The organism is Agromyces mediolanus (assembly GCF_044917495.1).
Lineage (GTDB): Bacteria > Actinomycetota > Actinomycetes > Actinomycetales > Microbacteriaceae > Agromyces > Agromyces mediolanus_B.
Genome location: NZ_JAVSSI010000009.1, coordinates 161,866 through 185,342, shown reverse-complemented (window position 1 = coordinate 185,342; position 23,477 = coordinate 161,866). Strand labels below are relative to the sequence as shown.

Annotated in this window: 22 protein-coding genes and 2 tRNA genes; 13 read left to right on the top strand and 11 right to left on the bottom strand. The window is 73.1% G+C overall.

Annotated elements, in window-relative coordinates; all coding sequences use genetic code 11:
• The 3 genes from ROT00_RS14035 to ROT00_RS14025 all read right to left on the bottom strand — a co-directional run.
• A partial coding sequence (locus tag ROT00_RS14035; protein ID WP_404775648.1) for an alpha-amylase family glycosyl hydrolase occupies positions 1-890 on the bottom strand: 890 nt, incomplete at its 3' end.
• 78 nt (positions 891-968) lie between these two features.
• Positions 969-1,190 (bottom strand): hypothetical protein, encoded by a 222-nt coding sequence (locus tag ROT00_RS14030; protein WP_404775647.1) that lies wholly within the window; start codon positions 1,188-1,190, stop codon positions 969-971.
• Positions 1,191-1,195: 5 nt separating this feature from the next.
• Complete coding sequence (locus tag ROT00_RS14025) at positions 1,196-1,615, bottom strand: hypothetical protein (RefSeq protein WP_404775646.1); 420 nt, start codon at positions 1,613-1,615, stop codon at positions 1,196-1,198.
• 398 nt (positions 1,616-2,013) lie between these two features.
• Here ROT00_RS14025 and ROT00_RS14020 point away from each other — a divergent pair.
• Together ROT00_RS14020 and ROT00_RS14015 are read left to right on the top strand one after the other, a co-directional pair.
• Positions 2,014-2,085: transfer RNA gene (locus tag ROT00_RS14020), tRNA-Thr, on the top strand.
• A 30-nt stretch (positions 2,086-2,115) separates the two neighbouring features.
• Positions 2,116-2,189: transfer RNA gene (locus tag ROT00_RS14015), tRNA-Met, on the top strand.
• 83 nt (positions 2,190-2,272) lie between these two features.
• On the opposite strand, the gene ROT00_RS14010 is transcribed toward ROT00_RS14015, so the two are convergent.
• From ROT00_RS14010 to ROT00_RS13995, 4 genes are all read right to left on the bottom strand, one after another.
• Entirely contained in the window at positions 2,273-2,545 is a 273-nt protein-coding gene (locus tag ROT00_RS14010) for a glutaredoxin domain-containing protein (protein ID WP_404775645.1), read from the bottom strand.
• Positions 2,542-3,312, bottom strand: a complete 771-nt coding sequence (locus tag ROT00_RS14005; protein ID WP_404775644.1) for an SDR family NAD(P)-dependent oxidoreductase — start codon at positions 3,310-3,312, stop codon at positions 2,542-2,544. The genes ROT00_RS14010 and ROT00_RS14005 overlap by 4 nt, the downstream gene beginning before the upstream one ends.
• Before the next feature lie 78 nt (positions 3,313-3,390).
• Positions 3,391-5,040: a flavin-containing monooxygenase gene (locus ROT00_RS14000; RefSeq protein ID WP_404775643.1), complete on the bottom strand. Its 1,650-nt coding sequence runs from the start codon at positions 5,038-5,040 to the stop codon at positions 3,391-3,393.
• Positions 5,041-5,062: 22 nt separating this feature from the next.
• Positions 5,063-5,986 carry an alpha/beta hydrolase fold domain-containing protein gene (locus ROT00_RS13995; RefSeq protein WP_404775642.1) on the bottom strand — a complete coding sequence of 308 codons (924 nt, stop codon included), beginning with the start codon at positions 5,984-5,986 and terminating at the stop codon, positions 5,063-5,065.
• Positions 5,987-6,247: 261 nt separating this feature from the next.
• On the opposite strand from ROT00_RS13995, the gene ROT00_RS13990 reads away from it, so the two are divergent.
• The 4 genes from ROT00_RS13990 to ROT00_RS13975 all read left to right on the top strand — a co-directional run bounded on the left by ROT00_RS13990 (position 6,248) and on the right by ROT00_RS13975 (position 11,865).
• Positions 6,248-7,390, top strand: a complete 1,143-nt coding sequence (locus tag ROT00_RS13990; RefSeq protein ID WP_404775641.1) for a substrate-binding domain-containing protein — start codon at positions 6,248-6,250, stop codon at positions 7,388-7,390.
• A 62-nt stretch (positions 7,391-7,452) separates the two neighbouring features.
• On the top strand, positions 7,453-8,172 hold the full coding sequence (locus tag ROT00_RS13985) for an SDR family NAD(P)-dependent oxidoreductase (protein WP_230768717.1): 720 nt from the start codon (positions 7,453-7,455) through the stop codon (positions 8,170-8,172).
• 31 nt (positions 8,173-8,203) lie between these two features.
• Positions 8,204-10,801 (top strand): ATP-binding cassette domain-containing protein, encoded by a 2,598-nt coding sequence (locus ROT00_RS13980; RefSeq protein WP_404775640.1) that lies wholly within the window; start codon positions 8,204-8,206, stop codon positions 10,799-10,801.
• Complete coding sequence (locus tag ROT00_RS13975) at positions 10,798-11,865, top strand: ABC transporter permease (RefSeq protein ID WP_404775639.1); 1,068 nt, start codon at positions 10,798-10,800, stop codon at positions 11,863-11,865. The genes ROT00_RS13980 and ROT00_RS13975 overlap by 4 nt, the downstream gene beginning before the upstream one ends.
• On the opposite strand, the gene ROT00_RS13970 is transcribed toward ROT00_RS13975, so the two are convergent.
• Positions 11,847-13,571 carry a sigma-54-dependent Fis family transcriptional regulator gene (locus tag ROT00_RS13970; RefSeq protein WP_404775638.1) on the bottom strand — a complete coding sequence of 575 codons (1,725 nt, stop codon included), beginning with the start codon at positions 13,569-13,571 and terminating at the stop codon, positions 11,847-11,849. The two genes, ROT00_RS13975 and ROT00_RS13970, sit on opposite strands and share 19 nt — an antisense overlap.
• Positions 13,572-13,700: 129 nt before the next feature.
• Positions 13,701-14,408 (bottom strand): GntR family transcriptional regulator, encoded by a 708-nt coding sequence (locus tag ROT00_RS13965; protein ID WP_404775637.1) that lies wholly within the window; start codon positions 14,406-14,408, stop codon positions 13,701-13,703.
• Between the two features lie 109 nt (positions 14,409-14,517).
• Between ROT00_RS13965 and ROT00_RS13960 the strand changes: the two genes are divergently transcribed.
• From ROT00_RS13960 to ROT00_RS13930, 7 genes are all read left to right on the top strand, one after another.
• Complete coding sequence (locus tag ROT00_RS13960) at positions 14,518-16,011, top strand: NAD-dependent succinate-semialdehyde dehydrogenase (RefSeq protein ID WP_404775636.1); 1,494 nt, start codon at positions 14,518-14,520, stop codon at positions 16,009-16,011.
• Positions 16,008-17,282, top strand: a complete 1,275-nt coding sequence (locus tag ROT00_RS13955) for an iron-containing alcohol dehydrogenase (protein WP_404775635.1) — start codon at positions 16,008-16,010, stop codon at positions 17,280-17,282. The genes ROT00_RS13960 and ROT00_RS13955 overlap by 4 nt, the downstream gene beginning before the upstream one ends.
• Complete coding sequence (locus ROT00_RS13950) at positions 17,279-18,250, top strand: 3-hydroxyacyl-CoA dehydrogenase (RefSeq protein WP_404775634.1); 972 nt, start codon at positions 17,279-17,281, stop codon at positions 18,248-18,250. Before ROT00_RS13955 ends, ROT00_RS13950 begins: the two co-directional genes overlap by 4 nt.
• Positions 18,247-18,999, top strand: a complete 753-nt coding sequence (locus ROT00_RS13945; protein WP_404775633.1) for a 3-oxoacid CoA-transferase subunit A — start codon at positions 18,247-18,249, stop codon at positions 18,997-18,999. Before ROT00_RS13950 ends, ROT00_RS13945 begins: the two co-directional genes overlap by 4 nt.
• On the top strand, positions 18,996-19,652 hold the full coding sequence (locus ROT00_RS13940) for a 3-oxoacid CoA-transferase subunit B (protein ID WP_404775632.1): 657 nt from the start codon (positions 18,996-18,998) through the stop codon (positions 19,650-19,652). The genes ROT00_RS13945 and ROT00_RS13940 overlap by 4 nt, the downstream gene beginning before the upstream one ends.
• Complete coding sequence (locus ROT00_RS13935) at positions 19,649-20,818, top strand: thiolase family protein (protein WP_404775631.1); 1,170 nt, start codon at positions 19,649-19,651, stop codon at positions 20,816-20,818. Before ROT00_RS13940 ends, ROT00_RS13935 begins: the two co-directional genes overlap by 4 nt.
• Positions 20,819-21,036: 218 nt before the next feature.
• Positions 21,037-21,183, top strand: a complete 147-nt coding sequence (locus ROT00_RS13930; protein ID WP_404775630.1) for a hypothetical protein — start codon at positions 21,037-21,039, stop codon at positions 21,181-21,183.
• A gap of 49 nt (positions 21,184-21,232) precedes the next feature.
• On the opposite strand, the gene ROT00_RS13925 is transcribed toward ROT00_RS13930, so the two are convergent.
• Positions 21,233-21,796, bottom strand: coding sequence for a GIY-YIG nuclease family protein (locus ROT00_RS13925; RefSeq protein WP_404775629.1), 564 nt, complete (start codon positions 21,794-21,796; stop codon positions 21,233-21,235).
• Between the two features lie 44 nt (positions 21,797-21,840).
• Entirely contained in the window at positions 21,841-23,394 is a 1,554-nt protein-coding gene (locus ROT00_RS13920) for a glycosyltransferase (protein ID WP_404775628.1), read from the bottom strand.
• Positions 23,395-23,477: the final 83 nt, after the last annotated feature.

The following is a 23,477-nucleotide window of genomic DNA, read 5'->3' as shown; positions in this document are numbered from 1 at the left end:
GCGAGGATGCGTTCGCCCGGGTACTCGTCGAGGAGGGCGCGCCAGTCGCGGTAGATCTCGTGCACGCCGTCTTGCGCCCAGAACGGCGGGGCGTCGCCGGGCTCGGAGGAGATGTCGGGCTCGAGCGCGACGCCCGGTTCGGCGCTCGGCACGGGGCGCTCGGCGTCGGGTGCGTCATCGGCGAGGCCGCCGGCGCCGCCCATGCTGCCGCCCTCGGCGGGCGGGGTCCAGTCGGGCAGGCCGTCGGCCTTGATGAGGCCGTGGGCGACGTCGACGCGGAAGCCGTCGACGCCGCGATCGAGCCAGAACCGCAGGATGTCGCGGAACTCCTCGCGGACCTCCTCGTTCGTCCAGTCGAAGTCGGGCTGCGAGGAGTCGAAGAGGTGCAGGTACCACTGGCCGGGGCGCCCGTCGGCCTCGGTCACCCGGGTCCACGCCGGGCCGCCGAAGACGGAGTCCCAGTTGTTCGGCGGGAGCTCGCCCGACTCGCCGCGGCCGTCGCGGAAGAGGTAGCGGGCGCGTTCGGCGCTGCCCGGGGCTGCGGCGAGGGCCTGCTGGAACCAGTCGTGCTCGTTCGAGGAGTGGTTCGGCACGAGGTCGACGATGACGCGGATGCCTCGGCCGTGCGCCGCGGCGAGCATCGCGTCGAAGTCGGCGAGGGTGCCGAAGCGGGGGTCGACGTCGCGGTAGTCGGCGACGTCGTACCCGGCGTCGTGCTGCGGGGAGGTGTAGAACGGGGAGAGCCAGATGGCGTCGACGCCGAGCTCGGCGAGGGCATCGAGGCGGCTCGCGATGCCCGCGAGATCGCCCATCCCGTCACCGTTCGCATCGGCGAAACTGCGGGGGTAGATCTGGTAGATCACGGCCGTCCGCCACCACTCGCTCGTCATAGCGCTCACTGTACGCGACGGCTCCGACGCGAGGGGGTCCGCGGGGTGGTGCTCGGACCATCGTGGGGCCGTGGACGGCTACTCCTCCGGCGGAGTGGTCGCGTCCGATCGAGACGTCCCCCGGAATCCCGTGCGGCGACGGATGCTCGGGCCAGCGAGATACGCGACGATCAGTGCGCAGGCGGCAGCGATCAGGAGCCCGGTCAGCACATCGACGCGCGCCATGCTCAAGATGCCGAAGGCGGCGACGTGCACGACCATTGCGACTGCCACGGTGATCGCGACGAACCGCGTGTTCATTGCGCCTACCCCCTTGCCGCGGCCGCAAGCGGCGAGACGAGCATGATGCCGACGGAAACGATGAGCGTGCAGGTCAGCGAGTTCTGCGAGCACCACTTCTGAGAGGCAGCGTATCCCGCCGCGACTGCTTTCCAGAAGGCCGCTGAGTCGACGGCCTTCTTCTTGACGTCGAGCACGAGCACTGGTCGACCGCCACGCACATCGTAGAGCTGGTACCTGGCGCGGCAGGTCCTCGGATTCTTCCCAGTCCAGACGGTTGTCTGGGACCCGCGGATGGCCGGGTTCGGCTTCCAGCACACCGCCGTTGTGCTCCCGGCTGCAGATGCGGGTGCAGCCGCGACGGTTGCCTGCATGGTATTGAGACCGAGAACAAGCACGAATGCGAGGAGTCCCGACAGCAGCCGGGTTGACCAGTGAAGATGCATGTATCCCAAATTCCTTCGTAAATCGATTGCTGACTACGAAGTTTCCACAACGAGGCGAATCGTTACCGACAATTTGGAATCCCGAATGATTCGACGCTCTTCCGGCGAATGAGTGGTGGCGGGGCGCGTGTGACGTGGCGATGGCGCCCTCGCTGGTTCGATGCGTGTCCTGCCCGGCTCGGCCTGGGCGTGCGTGCCGGGGGCGCTGATTCGCCGGTGGTGCCGAGGTGCTCGTTCGCGGATGATCGAGCGATGACAGCTTGCGCCTGCGAGCGCCGCGCGCGTGCGAAAATCCCGACCGGCCGGCGCGCCCCGCCGGCCTGTGTCGGAGGGCGACCTCGATTCGGCGGTGCGGCGACGAGGTGCTATCCTCGAACGGTTGCCGAACGCGGCGACGCGCCCCGATAGCTCAGTGGTAGAGCACTTCCATGGTAAGGAAGGGGTCGTCAGTTCAATCCTGACTCGGGGCTCTGGTTCTCGGCTTCGGCCGGAGGCCTTGCGGCGGGGTAGCTCAGGTGGTTAGAGCACACGGCTCATAATCGTGGTGTCGCGGGTTCGAGTCCCGCCCTCGCTACCGGAAAAGCCCGGAACTCCTGGAGTTCCGGGCTTCTCTCGTCTCTGGGGCGTGCGACCGCTCGAAGTGCGACCGCTCGAAGTTCAGCGCTCCAGTCCGAGCCGATCGAGCACGAGCTCGTCCGACGGCTCGACCTCGACCGTGCCGTCGGGGAACCGCACCACCGGCACCCGGGGTCCGCCGCCGAGGCGGGCGGCCTCCCGGGCGAGCGCGGCATCCGACTCCACGTCGAGGAACTCGGCGGGCACGGCGAGCCGTTCGAGGAGCGCGCGCGTCCGCTGCGTGTCCGTGCAGTCCACCCTGCCGTAGACGAGCACGGTGCCCGGCAGTTCGGCCGGCGTCGTCGACGCGCTCATCGGGCCGTGTACCCGCCGTCGACCGGCAGCACGACGCCGGTGATCCAATCGGCCTCGTCGGAGGCGAGGAAGAGCACGGCGTACGCGACATCCAGCGGCCGGCCGAGACGGCGCAGCGACTGGTGCCCGGTCATCTGCTCCTCGTAGGCGGGCAGTCCGCCGGGGAAGTCCCGGGCGATGCCCTCCACGAGCGGCGTCAGCACGGTCGAGGGGTTGACCGCGTTCACCCGGATGCCGTGCCGGCCGTAGCTGGCCGCATCCTGCTTCGTCTGCATGTTCACCGCGCCCTTCGCGACGTGGTACGGCGTGAACTCGTCATTGCCGATCAGTCCGTAGATCGACGAGAAGTTGACGATGGCGCCGCCGCCGGCCGTGAGGAAGTGCGGGACGCTCGCCTTCGTGGCGAAGAAGACGCCCTTCACGTCCACCGCGAAGACCGCGTCCCACTCCGCCTCCGACACCTCGTGGGTCGGCTTGTCGACGCCGATGATGCCCGCGCAGTTCACGAGCACGTCGAGGCCGCCGAACGCCTCGGCCGCCCCGTCGACGGCGTCGCCCACCGAGCGCTCCACCGAGACATCCGCCCGGAAGAACCGCGCGTCCCCGCCCGCGTCCCTGATTGCGGCCGCGACCGCTTCGCCCGGCTCGGCCTGCGCGTCGAGCACCGCGACGCGCGCGCCCTCCCGCGCGAACAGCTCGGCCGTCGCCCGCCCCATGCCGGATGCGCCGCCGGTGATGACGACGCGCTTGCCCGTGACTCTTCCCATTCCGATTCCCTCCTCGAAGAACGTGCTCGATCTGCGCACCGGAGGGGGCGGCGGCCGCCCGCCGCCCCCTCCGGCCGCTCAGGCCGCGTCGGCCGACGTCGGCTCGGCCGCCCGGTGCAGCAGCGCGGCATAGCCGGACTCCTCGAGCTCGCGGCAGTAGCGCTGATACACCTGACCGCCGCCCATGTAGACCTGGAACTCCTCGGGCTTGCCGGGGATGTTCTCGCCGAGGAACCAGGCCTTCGCCTTCTTGCCCTCCGAGTACATGACCGTGCCGCGGCCGGCCTGCTCGGTCTCCTCGCGCCACCAGTCCTCCGACTCGGGCGTCGCCTCGAAGTACTCGACGTCGTTCGCCTCGGCCCACGCCAACGCCCGCTGCAACCACTGCGCCCCGAGCTGGATCGGCACGACGAGGTTCGAGTACGGCGTCTGCGGCCCGAGCGACATGAAGAAGTTCGGGAAGCCGTTCGCGTTGATGCCGAGGTTCGACTTCAGGCCGTCCTCCGCCCACTTGTCGCGCAGCGTGCGTCCGCCCCGCCCGACGATGTCGATCTTCGTGAGCGTGCCGGTCATCGCGTCGAAGCCCGTCGCGAAGATGAGCACGTCGAGCTCGTACTCCGTGTCGCCGACGCGCACGCCCCGCTCCGTGATCGCCGTGATCGGCGTGGACGCGGTGTCGACGAGGTGCACGTGCTCCCGGTTGAACGCGCTGTAGTACCCGTGGCCCGTCGGCACCCGCTTCCCGTTGAAGGAGTAGCTGCGCGGGGAGAGCAACTCGGCGGTCGCGGGGTCCGTCACGATCTCGGCGATCTTGCTGCGGATGAACTCGCTCGCGAGCTCGCTCGCCTCGTGGTTCGTGGCGAGGTCGTTGAAGCACTCGTTCGCGAAGTGGAAGCCGCCCTCGTTCCACTTGCTCTCGAAGATCCGGCGGCGCTCCTCCGGTGAGACCTCGAGGGCGCTGTGCTCGGCCGGCTCCATCGCGACGCCGAAGGGGTGGTTCGCCGCCTTCTCGTAGACGGCGTCGTAGTTGGCGCGGAGCCACTCGAGGTCGCGGTCGCTGACCGCGTCGTTGTTCGTCTCGACGACGAAGTTCGGCGTGCGCTGGAAGACGAAGAACTCCTCGGCCTGGGCGGCCACGGCCGGCACGATCTGGATGCCCGAGGCGCCGACGCCGATGAGCCCGACGCGCTTGCCGGAGAGGTCGACGCCCTCGCGGGGCCACCGGGCGGTGTGGTACTTCTCGCCCTGGAAGTCGTCGATGCCGGGGATGGCCGGGTAGACGGCCTCCGCGAGCACGCCCATGCCGCTCACCAGGTACTTCGTGGTCAGCCGCTCGCCGTCGGCGGTCTCGACGACCCAGGTGTTCGCCGCCTCGTCGTAGCGCGCCGCCTCGACGCGCGTGTTCAGGCGGATGTCTCGGCGCAGATCGAGACGGTCGGCGACGAAGTTCAGGTAGGCGAGCACCTCGCCGCCCGAGGGGTAGCGCTCGGTCCAGTTCCACTCCTCGCGTACCTCCTTCGAGAACGAGTACGAGTAGTAGGAGTACTCGCTGTCGGTGCGGACGCCCGGGTACCGGTTCACGTGCCAGGTGCCGCCCACCCCGTCCTCGCCGTCGAGCACGACGGTGCGGAGGCCGATCTCGCGCAGGTGGTGCAGGATGGCGAGGCCGGAGAAGCCCGCCCCGATCACGATCGCGTCGTAGTCGCGGTCGGTGCTGCGTTCAGTCATCGATGTTCCTTTCAGGTGTGGGTCAGGCCGCGTCGCGGGCGTCGCGCGCGGTACGGAGCCACTCGGCGATCCGCGAGATGGAGGCGTCGGCCGGGGCGTGCCGGCCGGCTTGCAGCGGCCAGACGTGCTGCTCGCCCGAGACGGGCTCGAAGACGACGTCGACCCCGTCGCGGCGGGCGTGCTCGACGAGACGCAGCGCGTCGGAGTAGAGCGATTCGCTGTCGGACGCCGTCACGTACAGCGGCGGGAAGCCGGTGAGGTCCGCGTACAGGGGGTTCACGAGCGGGTCGACCGGGGAGGCGCCGCCCGAGAGGTACCGGTCGATGTTGCCCTGCAGGCCCTCCCTCGCGATCAGGAAGTCGCTCGCGTCGTTCGTCTCGATCGTCTCGCCGGAGTTCTCCATGTCGAGCCAGGGCGAGACGACGACCACGCGGCCGGGCAGGGGCCGCCCGTCCCGGAGCCGGCGCAGCGTCGTCGCGATCGCGATGCTCGCACCCGCGCTGTCGCCGACGGGGGTGAGCGCCGAGGCCGCGAACCCCGCGTCGAGCAGTGCGTCGATGACGGCGTCGGCGTCGTCGAGCTGCGCCGGGTACGGGTGCTCCGGGGCGAGGCGGAAGTCGGCCACGAAGGCGGTGGCGCCCGCGGCCTTCGCGAGATGCCCGGCGAACTTGCGGTGGCTCGCCGAGGAGCCGAGGGCGAAGCCGCCGCCGTGCAGCACGAGGAGCATCCGCTCCGGGTCGGCATCGAGCGGGCTCGCGAGGATGCCGGGGACGCCGCCGTACTCGACCGAGGCGTAGGTCACGCCCTCGGGCTCCGCGGTCGCGCGCTGCCAGTCCTCGAACACCCACCTGAGCACCGGCAGGCGCATCTCCGGGGCGGCGGTGAACTCGACGGTCCACTCCGCGTACATCTGGCCCAACGGGTCGGTCGGGACATGCTCTGCCATGGACGGATCCTCCTCATCGCGGATTCCACTCGGCCGGGGCCCCAGCGGCCCGGTCGGATCCAGGATGACCCGGCGCGACGAGCCATCCGGCGGGTGTCGCAGAATGAGCCACTCCCGTCTCACGCTGACGCGATCGGGGCTGCGGGGCCGCCAACAGACTGACGGGACCACCACCACTGCGCCGGCGGCGCGAGCGGGCTCCCGTGCCCGCCGCCGGCTCTCAACGAAGAGAAAGTTGGCCTGCACATGCGATCAACGACCATGCGCCGCGCGGCTGTCGCGCTCGCCGCAGTCGGCGCGCTCGTCACGATGACCGCCTGCTCGACCGGCTCGCTGTCGGCCTCGGGGGAGACCGCCGCGTCGCCCGGAGGCGCCGACTCGAACGTCACGACCGGGACGGTCGGCGTTCAGGGCGACATCCAGGACATCTCCGAGTTCTGCGGCGAGGACGACCTCGTCGTCGCGCTCGCCGACGGCTTCGGCGGCAACTCCTGGCGCAAGATCACCCGCGCGATCTTCGAGGCCGAGGCCGCGAAGTGCCCGAACATCACCAAGGTGCTGTACACCGACGCGCAGGGCGACACGCAGAAGGCGATCAGCGACATCAACTCGCTCGTCGCGCAGGGCGCCGACGTCATCGTCACCTTCGTCGACGGCGGCGAGGCGCTGCTGCCGACGATCCAGAAGGCGACCGCCGCGGGCGTCGCCGTGGTGCCCTACGTCGGCTCGCCCGGCGGCACCCCCGGCACCGACTACGTCGACTTCGTCTCCGAGGACATCCGCACCTACGGCCGGAACCTCGCCGACTGGACGATCAAGACCATGGGCGGCAGCGGCAACCTGGTGATGCTCGGCGGCATCGCCGGCAACTCCTACTCGCAGGGCGTCTACGAGGGCGTGCTCGAGGCCGTCGCCGAGAACCCCGACATCACCCTCCTGAACGAGGACGGCCCCGTCTCGACCGACTGGGAGCCGGGCAAGATCCAGCAGGTCGTCGCCGGCCTGATCACGAAGTACGGCCAGATCGACGGCATCGTCGCCGACTACGGCGGCGGCTCGGTCGGCGGCATCCGCGCGTTCGAGGCCGCGGGCAAGCCGTTCCCGGTCTGGTCGGCGAACGACTCGAACGAGTTCGCGTGCCTCTGGTACGAGTACAAGGACTCGCAGCCGAGCTACCAGATCGCCACCGAGTCGTCCCGCAACTGGATCGTCACGGTCGCCCTGCACAAGGGCCTCGCCGCGGCGAACGGGCTGCCGAACGACGAGCCGTCGACCTACAACCTCGAGATCATCGAGGACTCGACCGACCCCGACCGTCAGCCGCGCTGCGAGGAGGGGCTCCCCGCGGACGCGATCCTCTCGTCCGGCCTCTCCGTCGAGCAGCTCGAAGCGCTCTTCAACTGACCGCCGCCCGGGGTCGCCGCGCACGCGGCGGCCCCGCCGGCCCCGACCCTCTGGAGGACACCGTGAACCGACTCGACGGAAAGGTCGCCGTCGTGACCGGCGCCGGGCGCGGCATCGGCCGCGCCATCGCCAAGGCCCTGCACGCGGAGGGGGCGACGACGATCGCGACCTCGCGGGCGAGCGCCGATCCGAGCTTCGGCCCGATCGAGTACGAATCGCTCGACGTCGCCGACGAGCGCGGCTGGGCGCGCGTCATCGAGCGCGTGCTCGAGCGGCACGGCCACGTCGACGTGCTCGTGAACAACGCCGGCATCATCGCCTACGACCCCCTGCACGAGCTCAGCATGGCCGACTGGCAGGCCGTGGTCGCGACGAACCAGACGGGCGTCTGGCTCGGCATGCGCGAGGTCGTGCCGCACATGATCACGCAGGGCGGCGGCTCGATCGTGAACATCTCGTCGATCTGGGGCTCCGCCGCCGTCGGCGGCGCGCACGCCTACCACGCGACGAAGGGGGCGGTGCGGAACATGTCCAAGAACGCCGCCATCACCTACGCGCCGCAGAACATCCGGGTCAACTCGCTCCATCCCGGCTTCATCGGCACGCCCCTCACCGACGCCCAGGCGCCCGAGGTCAACGAGTACGTCGTCTCGCAGACGCCGATGGGGCGGGCGGGCACGCCGGAGGAGATCGCCGCCGGCGTCGTGTTCCTGGCGAGCGACGAGGCGAGCTTCGTCACCGGCTCGGAGCTCGTCATCGACGGCGGCTACCTGGCCCAGTGAGCGCCGAGCGAGGAAGGAAGGACACCCGGCGATGACCGACACGGAATCCATCACGCAGACGGGGGCGAGCGCCGAGCCCGCGCCCCGGACCGGAGCGCCGGCCGAGCCGGCCGGCCCGCCGTCGGCGCTCAGGCTGCACGGCATCACGAAGACGTTCCCCGGGGTCCGCGCGCTCAGCGAGGTCTCGCTCGACGTCGTCCCCGGCGAGATCCACGCGCTCGTCGGCGAGAACGGCGCGGGCAAGTCCACGCTGATGGCGGTCGCCTCCGGCGCGCTCGCCGCGGACGAGGGCACCGTCTCGATCGCCGGCACGGAGCTCGAGTCCGCCAGTCCGGACGAGGCGCGCCGGCTCGGCCTCGGGATCGTCCGGCAGGACCCGGCGGTCCTGCCGGACCTCACCGTCGCGGAGAACATGGCCGTCGGCGTCGGCTACCGCCGGGTCGGCGGACTCCGTCGGGCCGTGTCGTGGGCCGCGGCGCAGCTCGAGCCGTGGGGGATGGGCATCGATCCGAGGGCGCGCGTCGACGAGCTCTCCGTCGAGCAGCGCTTCATCGTCGAGATCGCGAAGGCCCTGGCGCTCGACCCGCGCGTGCTGATCCTCGACGAGCCGACGGAGCACCTGAGCCTCGAGGAGGTCCAGCTGCTGTTCCGGCGGGTCCGCGAGGTCGTCGCCGGCGGTGCCGCCGTGGTGTACATCTCGCACCGCATCCCCGAGGTGAAGGAGATCTCCGACCGCATCACGGTGCTCCGCGACGGACGGGTGCGCGGGACCTTCCCCACCTCGGAGGTCGACGAGTCGCAGATCATCGAGCTCGTCGTCGGGCGGAAGCTCGAGGCGGTGTTCCCGGAGAAGGGCAGCGTCGCCGGGACGGTGGGCGAGGCCGAGCGGCTCCAGCTCGTCGGGCTGTCCGGAGCGGGCTTCCACGAGGTCTCGCTGACCGTCAGGGCCGGCGAGATCATCGGCCTCGCGGGCGTCCAGGGCAACGGCCAGGCCGAGCTCGTCCGGGCGATCGCCGGACAGCAGCCCGCGAGCGGCGAGCTGCGGATCGACGGCCGGCCGCTCGGCCGCGGCGGGGCCGCCGCGGCGGCCGCCGGCGTGGTCTACGTGCCCGCCGACCGGCACCGCGAAGGCGTGTTCCTGCCCCTCTCGGTCGGCGAGAACATCTCCGCGGCGACCTACGACGAGGTCGCACCGGGCGGCTTCGTGCGGGAGCGGCGGGTGCTCGCCCGGGCTCGCGAGATGATCGAGCGCCTCTCGATCAAGACCCCGGGGCCGAGGGTGCCGGTCGCGGCGCTCTCCGGCGGCAATCAGCAGAAGGTCGTGCTCGCCCGGACGCTCCTCGCCCGGCCCCGCGTGCTCGTCGCCGAGGAACCCACCCAGGGCGTCGACGCCGGTGCGCGCGTCGACATCTACCGCATCCTCAGGGAGGCGGCCGACGACGGCGCCGCGGTGGTCGTGCTCTCCTCCGACGGCGTCGAGCTCGAGGGGCTCTGCGACCGGGTGCTGATCCTCTCCCGCGGCGAGGTCGTGCGCGAGCTGACCGGCGAGGAGGTGACCGAGTCCGCCATCGCCACGGCGGCGCTCACCGCGACGACGGTGCGCGCCCGCGAGACGGCCGAGCACGGGCCCTCCCGCCTGCGGTCCTGGCTGCGCGGCGATCACGCGCCCGCGGTCGCGCTCGCCGCGGTCTTCCTCGGCCTCGGCGTCGCCGTGGCCGCGGTGAACCCGGCGTACTTCTCCGCGTTCAACCTCAACACCCTGCTCTTCATGGTCGCCCCGCTGCTGTTCGTGGGCGCGGCGCAGCAGGTGGTCGTGCTCGGCTCCGGCTTCGACCTCTCCGTCGGACCGCTGATGGGCTTCCTGGTCGTGCTCGCCTCGTACTGGATCGTCGACGGCGGCAACCTCTACGTGGGCCTCGGACTCATGCTGGCCGGCGCGCTCGGCGTCGGCGCGATCAACGGCCTGCTCGTGACGAGGTTCGCGATCAGCCCGGTCGTGGCCACCCTCGCCATGTTCATGGCGTTGCAGGGCCTCTACCTGCTGCTCCGGAGCACGCCCGGGGGCGTCATCTTCGCCCCGGTGAGCGAGTTCATCCAGGCGCGGGTCGGCGTCGTGCCGGTCGTGACGATCGCGGGCGTCGTGCTCCTCGTCCTCCTCGAGTTCGCGCTGCGCCGCACCCGATGGGGCGTGCAGCTGCGGGCGATGGGCTCGCAGGATGCCGCGGCGGCCCGCCTCGGCATCCGCGTCCGCCTCGTCCGCTTCGGCTCGTACGTCCTCGCCTCGTTGCTCGTGCTGCCGGCCGCGGTCGTGCTGATGGCGCAGATCGGCATCGGCGACGGACGCCCCTCGATCTCCTACACCCTGTCCTCGGTGACCGTGGTGGTGCTCGCCGGGACGAGCATCTTCGGCGGACGCGGATCGTTCATCGCCGTGCTCGCCGCGGCGTTCCTCGTGCAGCAGATCCTCAACGTGTCGCCGTTCCTCGGCCTCTCGCAGGCCTGGTCGTACTGGCTGCCGGGCGTCGTCACGCTCGCGGCCGCCGGACTGTACGCCGTGCTCCGCAGCGGAGGGCGCCCGCGCCGCCGCCGCCGGGGCGCCGCCATCGCATCCCCTGGAGGAGTCGCATGACCATCGCAGACCGTTCCCCGCGCGCGCCGGAGACCTCGACGACCTCGGTCCAGGTGCCGCCGAGCGCACGCACCGCCGACGCCGTCTGGCGCCGCGCGCTCTCCGGCAGCTGGGTGCCGATCACGCTCGCGACCATCGCGCTGTTCGCGGTGAGCCCCGTGATCGCCCCGGGCAGCCTCGACGCCGCCCCGCTGCTGTCGATGCTGCCGTTCGCCTCGGTGCTCGCGATCGCGGCGGCCGGCCAGACGCTCGTCGTCCAGCAGCGCGGCCTCGACCTCTCGGTGCCCGGCATGATCGCGCTCGGCGCGGTGCTCGCGACCGCGCTGCCGCAGCAGTACGGCTGGAACCCCTGGGCGGCGGTGGCGGCCGCCCTCCTCGGCACCACCGCGTTCGGGTTCCTGAACGGCGTCGTCGTGGCGCGGCTCAGGATCACGCCCCTCGTCGCCACGCTCGGCATGAACGCGGTCCTCCTCGGCACGGTCTTCGCGATCGCGAACGGCACCCCGTCGGGCGCCGCGGACGAGCTGAACCGCTTCGCCCTGGCGCGGACGCTGGGCATCCCGAACACGCTGCTGATCGCGGTCGTCGCGATCGCGCTCGCCGCGGTCGTCGCGCACCGCTCCGTCGTCGGTCATCGGCTGAGCGCCGTCGGCGTGAGCGAGGCCGCGGCCTCCGTCGTCGGCATCCGCGTCGGCGCCTACCAGGTGACCGCCTACGGACTCGCCGGGCTCTGCTACGGGGCGGCGGGCGTGCTGCTCGCCGGCTACACGAAGACGCCCGCGCTCTTCCTCGGCGACCAGTACCTGCTGCCGACGGTCGCGGCGGTCGTGCTCGGCGGCACCGCGCTGACCGGCGGGATCGCGTCGATCGCGGCCTCGGCCGTGGCCGCCCTCTTCCTCACGCAGCTCGGCCAGCTGCTGCGCTCGGTCGGCTGGCCGGACGCGCTGCAGCTCATCGCGCAGGCGATCGTGCTGATCGTGGTCGTGCTCCTCCGCGAGCTCGTGCCGATGCTCCTCCGCCGACGCGCGACGCGCCGGCTCGCCGCTCAGGCGGTCAGCCGATAGGTGCGCATCTTGCGGTAGACGGTCGCCCGCGAGAGGCCGAGGATCTCGGCCGCTCGCGAGCGATTGCCGTCCGCCTCGTGCAGGGCGCGCTGGATGGCCTCGAGCTCGGCCCGTTCGATCATCGTGAGCGAGCGGGTGCCCCGCACCGACATCGGCAGCTCGGCGACGCCGATCGAGCCGCGGCGGCCGCTGAGCAGCAGCTGTTCGATGACGTTGCGCAGCTCGACCGCGTTGCCCGGCCAGCCGTGCGCCTCGAGCGCCGCGAGCGCCTCGCGGTTGGGCTCCAGATGGGCGGTGCGTCCCGCCCGATCGGCGAGCACCCGCCAGAGCGGGCCGACGTCGCCGGCGCGCTCGCGGAGCGGCGGGACCCAGGCGATCGGGTAGCCGAGCCGGGTGCCGGCCGCCTCCGCCTCGGCGCGGGTCGCCGCCGACATGGTCAGCAGCACGGTGGCGCCGCCGGCGGCGCTGTCGATGAGCGAGCACATGCCGGAGACGGCGGCCGGGTCGAGCGTGTCGATGCCGCGGACGATGAGCGGCGCGTGGCTCGCGATGCGTTCGCCGAGCCGCTGGAGCCAGCGCCGGGTGCCGAGCACGTGCCGCTCGGCGGCGTCGACGACGGCGCTCGGGCGGTTCGCCTGATCGGGGCGGAACGGGAAGCCGAGGCCGAGCGAGGTCTTACCCGTGCCGGGCTCGCCGGCGATGACGAGCGGGGTCTTCGCCTCGCGGTGCCGGGCGACGAGCTGCCCGACCGCGAGCCACTCCGGCGAGCGTCCGGCGAGCGGCGGACGCATCGGCCCGAAGCCCGTCTGGCTCTGGCGGCGCTCGGTGTCGACGAGGACGGCGAGGGTGCCGGAGCCGCCGTCGAGCCGGGTCACCTGCACGTCCGTCAGCCCCTCGGAGAGCTCGAGGCTCACCCGGCCGGAGCGGGACGGTTCGGCGCAGAGCCGCTGCAGCAGACCGAGGTCGGCGGCCACGAGGCGCGAGGCGCGCTGGTTCTGCATCATCAGGCCGTCGGGCCCGAACGCCACGACCGGCCCGGTCTGCACGCGGGAGGCGGCGAGGAACGCCTCGAGCATGTTCCGCGCCGCGGGGCGCTCGGCGTCCATCACGTGCTGGCCGAGCTGGGTCGCGATCGAGTGCGAGAGCGGGCGCAGCAGCCCGGCGCGGTCGTTGACCTGGCCGGAGAGCGTGACGACCGCGAGCAGCCGCCCGGTGAGCGGATGCCGCACCGGCGAGCCCGCGCACATGGCGGCCCGGTAGAACTCGGCGAAGTGCTCGTTGCCGGCGATCTGCACGCTGCGCCCGGTGGCGGCGACGGTGCCGACCCCGTTGGTGCCGACCGCTTCCTCGGAGAGGACGGCGCCGCGCACGGTGCCGAGGTCGTCGAGGTGGGCGACGACGGAGCGGTCGTGCGACCAGCGCTGCAGGATGCGCCCCTCGGAGTCGGCGAGGAGCAGGCCGAGGCCGGTGCCGTCGAGCTCTTCGGAGGCGCGGGCGAGCGGGGCCTGGAACATCTCGAGGAGGTGCCCGTCGAGCAGCTCGAGCCCGACCTGCGGAACGTCCCGCACGCGCTCGGGGGAGCCGAGGGCCTCCTTCGAGCGCTGCCACGAGGTGACGAGCTCGGGTCGGAGGGCGGCGAGCTGCGGCGAGGCGCTGAGCACCTCGGACTTCGCCTGATCGATCAGCTTCGGGTCGGCTGCGGTCATGTTCGACTCCTTCGTCGACATCGGATCTCGCGATCCGCCGCGGGCGAGTGCGGGGGCGCTCGCCTGCGCTTGGGGGAGTGCGCCGAGGGTACCCCACGGCGAGGCGGTCCGGTACCGGTGGCCCGGGCCTCAGACCAGCACGGAGCTGGGGTGTTCGAGCCGCCCGTCGGCGGTGACCCGAGCCTCGTACTCGACGATCGCGAGCCGGCCGGCGAGCTCGAGGTGGTGTTCGGCGGCGGCGCGGGCCGCGACCGGGTCGCGGACGACCGCGGCGGCCTCGACGATCGCCTGCAGCTCGTCGTAGGAGGTGGCGACCCGCTCGTCGTCGAGGAACGCGTAGCGGCGGAAGAGCCCGATGCGCCGGTGCACGCCGGCGAGCTCGTCGCTCAGCACCTCGTTGCCGGCGCCGTCGAGGAGGAGCCGGTAGAACTCGGTCTTGCTCTCCTCCCGGGTGGCGACCGTGCCGTGCAGGTACCTGGCGGACATGGCCTGCAGTTGCGCGGTGAGCGCGCGCGCCTGGGCCGCGTCGGCGCGACGGGCGAAGAGGGAGGCGGCGAGGCCCTCGAGCGCCGCGCGCACCTCGTAGAGCGACTCGATCTCGTGCCTCGTGAGCACGGCGACGATCGGCCCGCGACCGGGGAGCACGGCGATGAGGCTCTCGCTCTCGAGCTGCCGGAGCACCTCGCGGATGACCGTGCGGGAGACGCCGTAGGAACTGCAGAGCTCGCTCTCGACGAGCCGGTCGCCGGGGGCGCGGAGGCCGTCGAAGATCTCTTCGCGCATGCGGATGAGCACCTGCTGCCGCAGTGGTGCCGCGTGTCGTTCGATGACCGCCATCCGGTCGTCACCTCGCCTTCCGATTCGTCTCAGATTGAGACACCGCCCCGTGCGGGCCGTCTCATCCTATTACCGTAATACGAGATTCGACCAGGTGAAAGGATCAACGATGACCACCGCCATCAGCACGCCGATCACGGCGGGACCCCGCGGGCTGGACGTCCCGACGGACCACTACGTCGGCGGCGCCTGGGTGCCGACCGCCGAGCGCTTCACGGTCTTCGACCCCGCGACGGGGCGCCCGATCGCCGAGGTCGCCGACGCGGGCGTCGAGCTCGGCCTCGCCGCGCTCGACGCCGCGCACGCCGCGCAGGACGCGTGGCGCTGGACGCCGCCGCGGGAGCGCGCCGAGCTCTTCGCCCGCGCCCACCGGCTGCTCGTCGAGCGCGCGGAGGAGATCGCCGGCATCATGACGCTCGAGAGCGGCAAGCCGCTCGCCGAGGCCCGCGCTGAATTCCAGCTGAGCGCCGACTTCTTCCTCTGGTACGGCGAGCAGATCGCGCACCTGCACGGCACCTTCGCCCCGGGCTCCCGGGGCGGCTACCGCGTCATCGAGACCCATCAGCCCGTCGGCCCGACCCTCCTCATCACCCCCTGGAACTTCCCGCTGCTGATGATCGCCAGGAAGGCGGGGGCCGCCCTCGCCGCCGGCTGCACGGCCGTCGTGAAGTCGGCGCGCGAGACCCCGCTCAGCTGCGCCCTGTTCGTCCAGGTGCTGCACGAGGCCGGCTTCCCGCCCGGTGTCGTGAACCTCGTGCACACGACGTCGTCCTCGGCGATGTCCGCAGCGATCATGGCGGACCCGAGACTGCGCAAGATGAGCTTCACGGGCTCCACGGAGGTCGGCTCGATCCTCCTCCAGCAGGCCGCGCCCGGCATCGTCAACGCCTCCATGGAGCTCGGCGGCGACGGCCCCCTCATCGTCCTCGACGACGCCGACGTCGAGCTCGCCGCCGCGCAGGCGATCCTCGCGAAGTTCCGCAACGCGGGGCAGGCCTGCGTCGCCGCGAACCGGATCATCGTCCACGAGGCGGTCGCCGAGGCGTTCATCGAGCGCTTCGTCGAGCTCGCCGCGGAGCTCACCGTGGGCAACGGCTTCGACGCCGGCACCGATGTCGGCCCCATCATCTCCGCGGGGCAGCTCGACGGCGTCGTCGAGCTCGTCGCGGAGTTCGACCGGATCGGCGCGCGGCGCCTGCTCGGCGGCGCCCCGATCGCGGGCGAGGGGTACTTCTTCGAGCCGACCGTGTTCGAGGTGCAGACGCGCGACGCTGAGGTGTGCAACCGAGAGCTCTTCGCCCCGATCGCAGCGATCTACCGGGTCTCGAGCACCGCGGAGGCGATCGAGTTCGCAAACCGCACCCGCTACGGGCTCTCCGCCTACGTGTTCACCCGCGACGTCTCGCGCGCCTTCGCCGTCGCGGAGCGGATCGACGCGGGCATGGTCGGGATCAACCGCGGCATCATGGCCGACCCGGCCGCCCCCTTCGGCGGGGTGAAGGCCTCCGGGCTCGGCCGCGAGGGCGGGCACGACGGGATCTACGAGTTCCTCGAACCGAAGTACCTCGCGGTGACCGTCGACGAGGACGGGGCGCTCGCATGACCGCCGCCGCCCCGGGCCTGCCCGCCCCGGCCCGCACCGAGAACGCGCTCGCGCTCGGCATCCTCCGCCAGCCCGGCACCGTGCTCTTCGGCCCCGGCCAGCGCCGTCAGGTGCCGCGGCTCGTCGCCGGCTTCGCCCGCCATGCGCTCCTCGTCACCGACGCCCGGATGGCGGCGAGCGCCGAGTTCGCCGCGCTCGCCGATGGTCTCCGCGACGCCGGCGTCGCGGTCGAGGTGTACGACGGGACGCTCGCCGAGCTGCCCCGCGAGAACGTCATGGAGCTCGTCGAGCGGTTCCGCGACCGGCCGATCGACGTCGTCATCGGCATCGGCGGGGGCTCCTGCCTCGACCTCGCGAAGGTCTCCGCCGTGGTCCTCGCGCGGGGCGGCGACGTCCGCGAGCTCTACGGCGAGTTCCTCGTGCCCGGGCCCGGCATCCCGGTCGTGACGGTCCCGACCACCGGAGGGACGGGGGCGGAGGTCACCTGCATCTCGGTGATCTACGACGCCGAGCGCGGGATGAAGGTCGGCGTCGCGAGCCCGCACCTCGAAGCGGCCGTCGCCGTCATCGACCCCGAACTCACGCTGAGCTGCCCGCCGGGCCTCACGGCCGCGACGGGCGCGGACGCGCTCTCGCACCTCGTCGAGGCGTTCACCGGGCGTGCGAAGAACCCGGGCCCCGAGCAGCTCGCGAGCACGCTGTACGCCGGCAAGAACCTCTTGACCGACGTCTACGCGCGCGCCGGGCTCGAACGTCTCGCGAGCTCCCTGCCCGCCGTCGTCGCCGACCCGGCCGACCTCGCGGCGCGCACGGACACCATGTTCGCCTCGTACTGCGCCGGCATGGCGATCAACACCGCCGGGACGGCGGGCGCCCACGCCATCCAGTCGCCGATCGGCAACCTCACGCACACGCCCCACGGCTTCGGGGTCTCCGCCCTGCTGCCGTACGTGATGCGCTACAACCTGCCCGCCCGGGTGCCCGAGTTCGCGGAGATCGGCTCGCTGCTCGGCGTCGCCGACCCCGGCGCGTCGGAGCTCGAGCGCGCGAAGGCGGGCATCGTCGGCGTCGAGTCGCTGCTCGAGGTGCTCGGCGCGCCGACCGACCTCGCCGCGCTCGGGCTCGACCCGGCCGACTTCGGCTTCGTGGCGGATCAGGCGCTCCTCGCCACGAGGCTCACGGCGAACAACCCGCGCGAGCTGACCCGCGCGGCCGTGCTCGAGATCCTCGAACGGGGCCACGCGGGCGACCGCGGCTGGTGGTCGCTGTGAGCGCGCCGCGCGACGCCGAGCGGGTCGCCGTCATCGGCAGCGGATCGATCGGCGTCGCGTTCGCGATCGTCTTCGCCCGGGCCGGCTTCCGGGTGGCGCTCCACGACCCCGTCCCCGACGCTCGCGCCCGCGCCGAGGCCGAGCTCGCCGAGCGGCTCGCCCTGCTGGCGGAGGCCGGGCTGCTGCCGGAGCCACCCGCCGCGGTGGCGGCCCGGGTGCGATCGTCGTCCGCACTGGAGGACGCCGTGGCCGGCTGCGCGCTCGTGCAGGAGTGCGCCCCCGAGCAGCGGGAGCTGAAGCGCGAGATCTTCGGGCGGATCGCCGCCGCCGCGCCCCCGGACGCGGTGCTCGCGAGCTCCAGCTCGGCGATCCCGCCGTCCGAGCTCGCGGCCGACCTCGCCGAGGAGGCGGCCGCACGCCTCGTCGTCGGGCACCCCGGGAACCCGCCGTACCTGCTGCCCGTCGTCGAGCTCGTGCCGTCGCCGCGCACCGGCGCGGCCGCGGTCGCCCGCGCCCGCGCGCTCTACGAGCGGGCGGGGCTGCGCGTCGTCGAGCTCCGCCGCGAGGTGGAGGGCTTCGTCTTCAACCGGCTCCAGGGCGCGCTCCTGCGGGAGGCCTACTGCCTCGTCCGCGACGGCGTCGTGGACGTCGCGGGGGTGGACGAGATCGTGCGCAGCGGGCTCGGCCGGCGCTGGAGCGTGATCGGCCCGTTCGAGACGAGCGATCTCAACGTCCGCGGCGGCATCGCGGCGCACGCCGAGCGGATGGGCGACGCCTACGCCCGAATGGGGGCCGAGCGCGGGCAGCAGGACCCGTGGACGCCGGACCTCGTCGCCGAGGTCGCGGCGCAGCGTCGGGCCATCCTGCCGCTCGAGCGCTGGGACGAGCGGGTGCGCTGGCGCGACCGCCGGCTGACGGCGCTCGCCGCGGTCTGGGACGGCGCAGCGGTGGACGGGGGTGCGGCGTGATCGACAAGACCTGGCCGGATGCCGCGAGCGCCGTCGCGTGCGTCGAGGACGGCGCGACGGTCATGATCGGCGGCTTCGGCCGCTCCGGGCAGCCCGTCGAACTCATCGACGCGCTGATCGCCCACGGCGCGGCGGACCTCACGATCGTGAACAACAACGCCGGCAACGGGGAGACCGGGCTGGCGGCGCTGATCGCGGCGGGACGGGTGCGGAAGATCGTCTGCTCCTTCCCACGGCAGGCCGACTCCTGGGTGTTCGACGAGCAGTACCGGTCCGGGCGGATCGAGCTCGAGCTCGTGCCGCAGGGCAACCTCGCCGAGCGGATCCGGGCGGCCGGCGCCGGGATCGGCGGCTTCTACACGCCGACCGGGGTGGGCACGCTTCTGGCCGAGGGGGTCGAACAGCGCACGATCGACGGCCGGGACTACCTGCTGCAGCTCCCGCTGCACGCGGACGTCGCGCTCGTCGGGGCGCTCGCCGCCGACCGCTGGGGCAACCTCGTGTACCGGAGCACGGCCCGGAACTTCGGGCCCATCATGGCCGCCGCCGCCCGCACCACGATCGCGCAGGTCGACACCGTCGTGCCCCTCGGCGCGCTCGACCCGGAGACGGTCGTCACACCGGGGATCTACGTCGACCGCGTCGTCGCCGTCGGCGAGCGCCCCTGGCTGCAGGACGGGCGCTTCGTCGGCGGGGTCGACGTCGACGGCCGTCCCATCACCCACGAGGAGCAGGAGTCAGTGCGATGACCGACCGGATCAGCCGCGACGAGCTCGCGGCGCGCGTGGCCGCCGACATCCCGGACGGCGCGTACGTCAACCTCGGCATCGGCGCACCGACGCGCGTGGCCGACTTCCTCCCCGCCGAGCGCGAGATCGTGCTGCACACCGAGAACGGCTTGCTCGGCATGGGCCCCGCGCCCGCGGCGGGCGCGATCGATCCCGACCTGGTGAACGCCGGCAAGCAGGCCGTCACCGCGGTCGCCGGGGCGGCCTACTTCCACCACGCCGACTCCTTCGCGATGATGCGGGGCGGTCATCTCGACGTCTGCGTGCTCGGCGCCTTCCAGGTCGCCGAGAACGGCGATCTCGCGAACTGGTCGACCGGGGCGGAGGGCGCGATCCCGGCCGTCGGCGGCGCGATGGACCTCGCGAGCGGGGCGAAGGCGGTGTACGTCATGACCGATCTGCTCACCCGCACGGGGGAGCCGAAGCTCGTCCGCGCCTGCAGCTACCCGCTCACCGGCATCCGCTGCGTCACCCGCGTCTACACCGACCGCGCCGTCTTCGACGTGACCGAGCGCGGCTTCGCCGTGCGCGAGCTGTTCGGCTCCGCCACCGTGGCGGAGCTCGAGGAGCTCACCGGGCTCACCCTCCGCACCGCGGCAGGAGTCGTCGCATGACCGCCACCTGGATCCATGACGCCGTCCGCACGCCGTTCGGCCGGGCGGGCGGCGCCCTCGCGGGCGTGCGTCCCGACGATCTCGCGGCGCTCGTCATGCGCGAGACCGTCGAGCGGCTCGGCCTCGACCCGGCGCGCATCGACGACGTCGTCTTCGGCGACGCGAACCAGGCGGGCGAGGACAACCGCGACGTCGCGCGCTTCGGCGCGCTGCTCGCGGGATTCCCGAGCTCGGTGCCGGGCGTCACCGTGAACCGGCTCTGCGGCTCCTCGGTGGAGGCGGTCATCCAGGGCTCGCGGGCGATCGAGTCGGGGGATGCCTCGATCGTGCTCGCCGGCGGGGTCGAGTCGATGAGCCGGGCGCCCTACGTCGTGGAGAAGACCGCGCGGCCCTGGCCGGCGATCGGTAACCCGACCATGTGGAACACCGCGATCGGCTGGCGGATGACCAATCCGGCGCTGCCCGCGGGCTGGACGATCTCCAACGGCGAGTCGGCTGAACTGCTCGCCGGCCGCTTCGGGATCTCCCGCGAGGCGCAGGACGGGTTCGCGCTCCGCAGCCACCGGGCCGCGGCCGCCGCCTGGGCCGCCGGACGGTACGACGACGAGATCGTGCAGGTGCCCGGGGCTCCGCTCGCCCGCGACGAGGGCATCCGCGACGACACGACGCTCGGTGCGCTCGGTGCGCTCCGGGCGCTCTTCGCCGCCGACGGCACCGTGACCGCGGGCAACTCCTCGCCGATCACCGACGGGGCCTCGGCGGTGCTGCTCGCCGCGGAGGGGGCGCTCGACGGCGAGCCGCTCGCCCGCATCGCCGGCCGCGGCGTGTTCGGGAACGACCCCGACGTCTTCGGCATCGCCCCCGTCGAGGCCGCGAACCGGGCGCTCGCCCGCGCCGGGCGCAGCTGGGCCGACGTGGACCTCGTCGAACTCAACGAGGCGTTCGCCTCGCAGTCGCTCGCCTGCCTCGCCGGCTGGCCGGAGCTCGACCCGGAGCTCGTGAACCGCGACGGCGGCGCGATCGCCATCGGGCACCCGCTCGGGGCATCCGGTGGCCGGATCATCGGGCACGCGGCGCACGAGCTCGCGCGTCGCGGCGGCGGCGTCGCCGTCGTCGCGATCTGCATCGGCGTGGGGCAGGGGCTCGCGCTCGTGCTCGAGCGCTGAGCCGCCGCCACCGGTGCGGACTGCTCGCGCCCCCGCTGTCAACCCCTTTCCCGCGGCGCGCGCGGGGGTGTGGAATGAACCGAGTCGCACTAGGGAGCGATCAACGCACGGAATGGGGTGGCCCGGGTGGCGGTGTTGGACCGCGACCCGGGCCTGTTCCGTGTCGTCGGCGGCCACGAGGGGTGCGCGCGTCGGACGGGCGACGTACGGTCGAAGGCATGAAGGTCACGATCATCGCGACGAACCCGGCCTCGGGCGAGGCGGTCGTCGTCGAGGCCGACGGCGCCGACGAGGAGACCGCGACCGCCGCGGCGAAGGCGCAGATCCCCACGGGCTGGAAGGCCGTCAGCATCCGCCGGGTGTGAGGCGAGCCCACCGGATGCCGCACCCGCCCGGTGCGAGGCGGCCCGTCGCTCAGGCGAACGCCGCGCCGCGGGCCGCGACCCACGCGTCGTACTGCGCCCACGGGTCGTCGACGCCGAGCGCGAGCGCCGCGACGTGGGCGTCGAGCTCGGGAGTGCGTTCGAACCACTCCGTGCCGGGGATGCGCGAGCCGGCGAACTGCTCGTGCCGGCGCCGCTCGCTCGCTCGCCCGCCCGGCTCGAGGGCGAGCAGCTCGTCGTGGGGGAGCGCCGCGACCCGGGCGCGCAGCCGTCCGCTCGTGCCGATCTTGATGCGGTCGTCGAAGCGCAGGTAGTAGACGACGTCGACGACGGGGGCGCCGAACTCCCGGTCGGGCACCTCGCCCACCGGCCAGCCGCACCGCTCGCACAGGGTCGCGTCGGGGAGGCGGAGCCCGACGCGACCGCCGCAGGCCAGGCACGGGGAGAGCAGGAGGCCGCGGGCGCCGTACTCGCCCTCGGCCCAGTCGAGTGCGAGCGCGAGGTGCGCCGCGCAGAGGGCGACCGGCGCCCCGGCCGCGGCCGCGTTCGGGCACGGCGCGCCCGAGGCATCCGTCAGCGCGCAGCGATCGACCACCCCTGCACCGTACGCGGCGCCCCCGACATCCGCCGGACCGTCGTTCAGCGGTGTGCGCGGACCGCGCGGACCGGGCGGAGCACCGTGCGCAGCACCGGACCGAGCGGCGAGTGCGACACGGCCCTGCGGAGGCGCAGCCGCCAGGAGGGCCGCCGGTGCTGCCGCCGCTCGAGGGCGCGCGTGAGCTCGAGCGACCACTTCGCCACGACCCGCTCCTCGTCGAAGTCGCGCGCCGCCTGCATCGCCCGCCGCCGCATCGCCGCGACCCGCGCCGCCGGCATCGCCTCGAGCCGGCGCACCGCGCGGGCGAGCCCCTCGACGTCGCCCTCCGGGACGAGGAAGCCCGTGCGCCCGTCGCGGATGAGATCGGCGGGGCCGTAGCGGATGTCGTACGCGATCGGCAGGCAGCCGGCCGCCATGCTCTCGACGAGCACGAGCGGGAAGCCCTCCGAACGGGAGGTGAGCAGGAGGAAGGACGCCCCGTCGAGGTGCTGCCGTGCGGTGGGGTCGTAGCCGTGCAGCCGGACGCCCGGGGCCTTCGCCGCGAGCGCCTCGACCTCGGCGCGGCACTCCCCGTCGCCGTACACGTCGAGGCGCACCGGCTGCGCCTGCTCGGCGTTCGCGAGCGTCATGGCTCGCACGGCGTCCTGCACGCGCTTGCGGCGGGTGAGCGCGGCGAGCACGACGCCGCCCGAGCGCGGCCGCACGATCGTCGGCGCCGAGCCCTGGCGCGCCGGCCGGGCGTTCGGGATGACCACGACGTTCGGCCGCTCGCCGACGAGCTCGGCGACCTCCTCCGCCTGGCGCTTCGACAGCAGCGCCACGAGGTCGAACTCGTCGATGCGGTCGAACACCTCGCGCCGGGAGGCGCGGACCGGATGCGTCTCGCCGCGCCCGGAACGGTGGGAGGCGTGCACCACGTGGGCGGTGACGACGTGCTTGCGGCGGTAGCCGAGCATGAACGGCGCGATGGTCTTGCTGTCGACGATCATGAAGCTCCGCTCGCCCGCGGTGAGGGCGTCGAGCCAGGCAGTGTAGAGGTGCCAGACCCGGGCCCAGGAGCGCACGGGCGCCCCCGACTCATCGCAGAGCACGACCGAACGACCGCCGACCGCGCCCCGTTCGCGCGCGTCGCGGCGGTCGCTGAGCACGAGCGTGCCGTCGGCGCGCAGGTGGTCGATCTGCAGGAGGCGCCCGGCGTCGTCGTGCCGCAGCCGGGCGACCACCCGGTCGCCGCGCCGCAGCAGCTCGTCGGCGCCGGCGTCGTCGAGGGGCGTGAAGGCGTCGCGGTCGAGGCGGAGCGAGCCGCCCGGCAGCGGGTGCTCGCGGAGCCACTCGTACAGGTTCACGAGCGACACCCCGTGGGCGAGCGCGCCGCGCGACCGCAGTCCCGCCTCGAGGCCGGGGACGTCGGGGTGGGCGTCGAACGTCAGCACCTCGACGGGCGTGCCGCCGAGGCGCGCGAAGGAGGCGCAGCGCGCGAGCATCGCCTGAGTCATCCCGCCGTAGTCGCTCGGAATCGCCCAGGTCACCGCGAACTGCCGCCCCCGCGGCATCCGCACGACTGGCGCCGCCCGCGCCATCCCCCGATCGCTCATGGGCCGACGGTACCTCCGCAGGCTGCGCGCGGGCTGGGCGGGCGCTGTGCGTCCGCGGCCGCGCTCCCGCGCGGGGCCGCTCC

Excerpts from the sequence above, each read along its gene's own strand:
- ROT00_RS13935 (WP_404775631.1), top strand. The coding sequence starts at position 19,649 with ATGACCGCCACCTGGATCCATGACGCCGTCCGCACGCCGTTCGGCCGG.
- ROT00_RS13965 (WP_404775637.1), bottom strand. The coding sequence starts at position 14,408 with ATGGCGGTCATCGAACGACACGCGGCACCACTGCGGCAGCAGGTGCTC.
- ROT00_RS13990 (WP_404775641.1), top strand. The coding sequence starts at position 6,248 with ATGCGCCGCGCGGCTGTCGCGCTCGCCGCAGTCGGCGCGCTCGTCACG.
- ROT00_RS13920 (WP_404775628.1), bottom strand. The coding sequence starts at position 23,394 with ATGAGCGATCGGGGGATGGCGCGGGCGGCGCCAGTCGTGCGGATGCCG.
- ROT00_RS13940 (WP_404775632.1), top strand. The coding sequence starts at position 18,996 with ATGACCGACCGGATCAGCCGCGACGAGCTCGCGGCGCGCGTGGCCGCC.
- ROT00_RS14005 (WP_404775644.1), bottom strand. The coding sequence starts at position 3,312 with ATGGGAAGAGTCACGGGCAAGCGCGTCGTCATCACCGGCGGCGCATCC.
- ROT00_RS13960 (WP_404775636.1), top strand. The coding sequence starts at position 14,518 with ATGACCACCGCCATCAGCACGCCGATCACGGCGGGACCCCGCGGGCTG.
- ROT00_RS14010 (WP_404775645.1), bottom strand. The coding sequence starts at position 2,545 with ATGAGCGCGTCGACGACGCCGGCCGAACTGCCGGGCACCGTGCTCGTC.
- ROT00_RS13955 (WP_404775635.1), top strand. The coding sequence starts at position 16,008 with ATGACCGCCGCCGCCCCGGGCCTGCCCGCCCCGGCCCGCACCGAGAAC.
- ROT00_RS14000 (WP_404775643.1), bottom strand. The coding sequence starts at position 5,040 with ATGACTGAACGCAGCACCGACCGCGACTACGACGCGATCGTGATCGGG.
- ROT00_RS13980 (WP_404775640.1), top strand. The coding sequence starts at position 8,204 with ATGACCGACACGGAATCCATCACGCAGACGGGGGCGAGCGCCGAGCCC.
- ROT00_RS14030 (WP_404775647.1), bottom strand. The coding sequence starts at position 1,190 with ATGAACACGCGGTTCGTCGCGATCACCGTGGCAGTCGCAATGGTCGTG.
- ROT00_RS14025 (WP_404775646.1), bottom strand. The coding sequence starts at position 1,615 with ATGCATCTTCACTGGTCAACCCGGCTGCTGTCGGGACTCCTCGCATTC.
- ROT00_RS13975 (WP_404775639.1), top strand. The coding sequence starts at position 10,798 with ATGACCATCGCAGACCGTTCCCCGCGCGCGCCGGAGACCTCGACGACC.
- ROT00_RS13995 (WP_404775642.1), bottom strand. The coding sequence starts at position 5,986 with ATGGCAGAGCATGTCCCGACCGACCCGTTGGGCCAGATGTACGCGGAG.
- ROT00_RS13930 (WP_404775630.1), top strand. The coding sequence starts at position 21,037 with ATGAAGGTCACGATCATCGCGACGAACCCGGCCTCGGGCGAGGCGGTC.
- ROT00_RS13970 (WP_404775638.1), bottom strand. The coding sequence starts at position 13,571 with ATGACCGCAGCCGACCCGAAGCTGATCGATCAGGCGAAGTCCGAGGTG.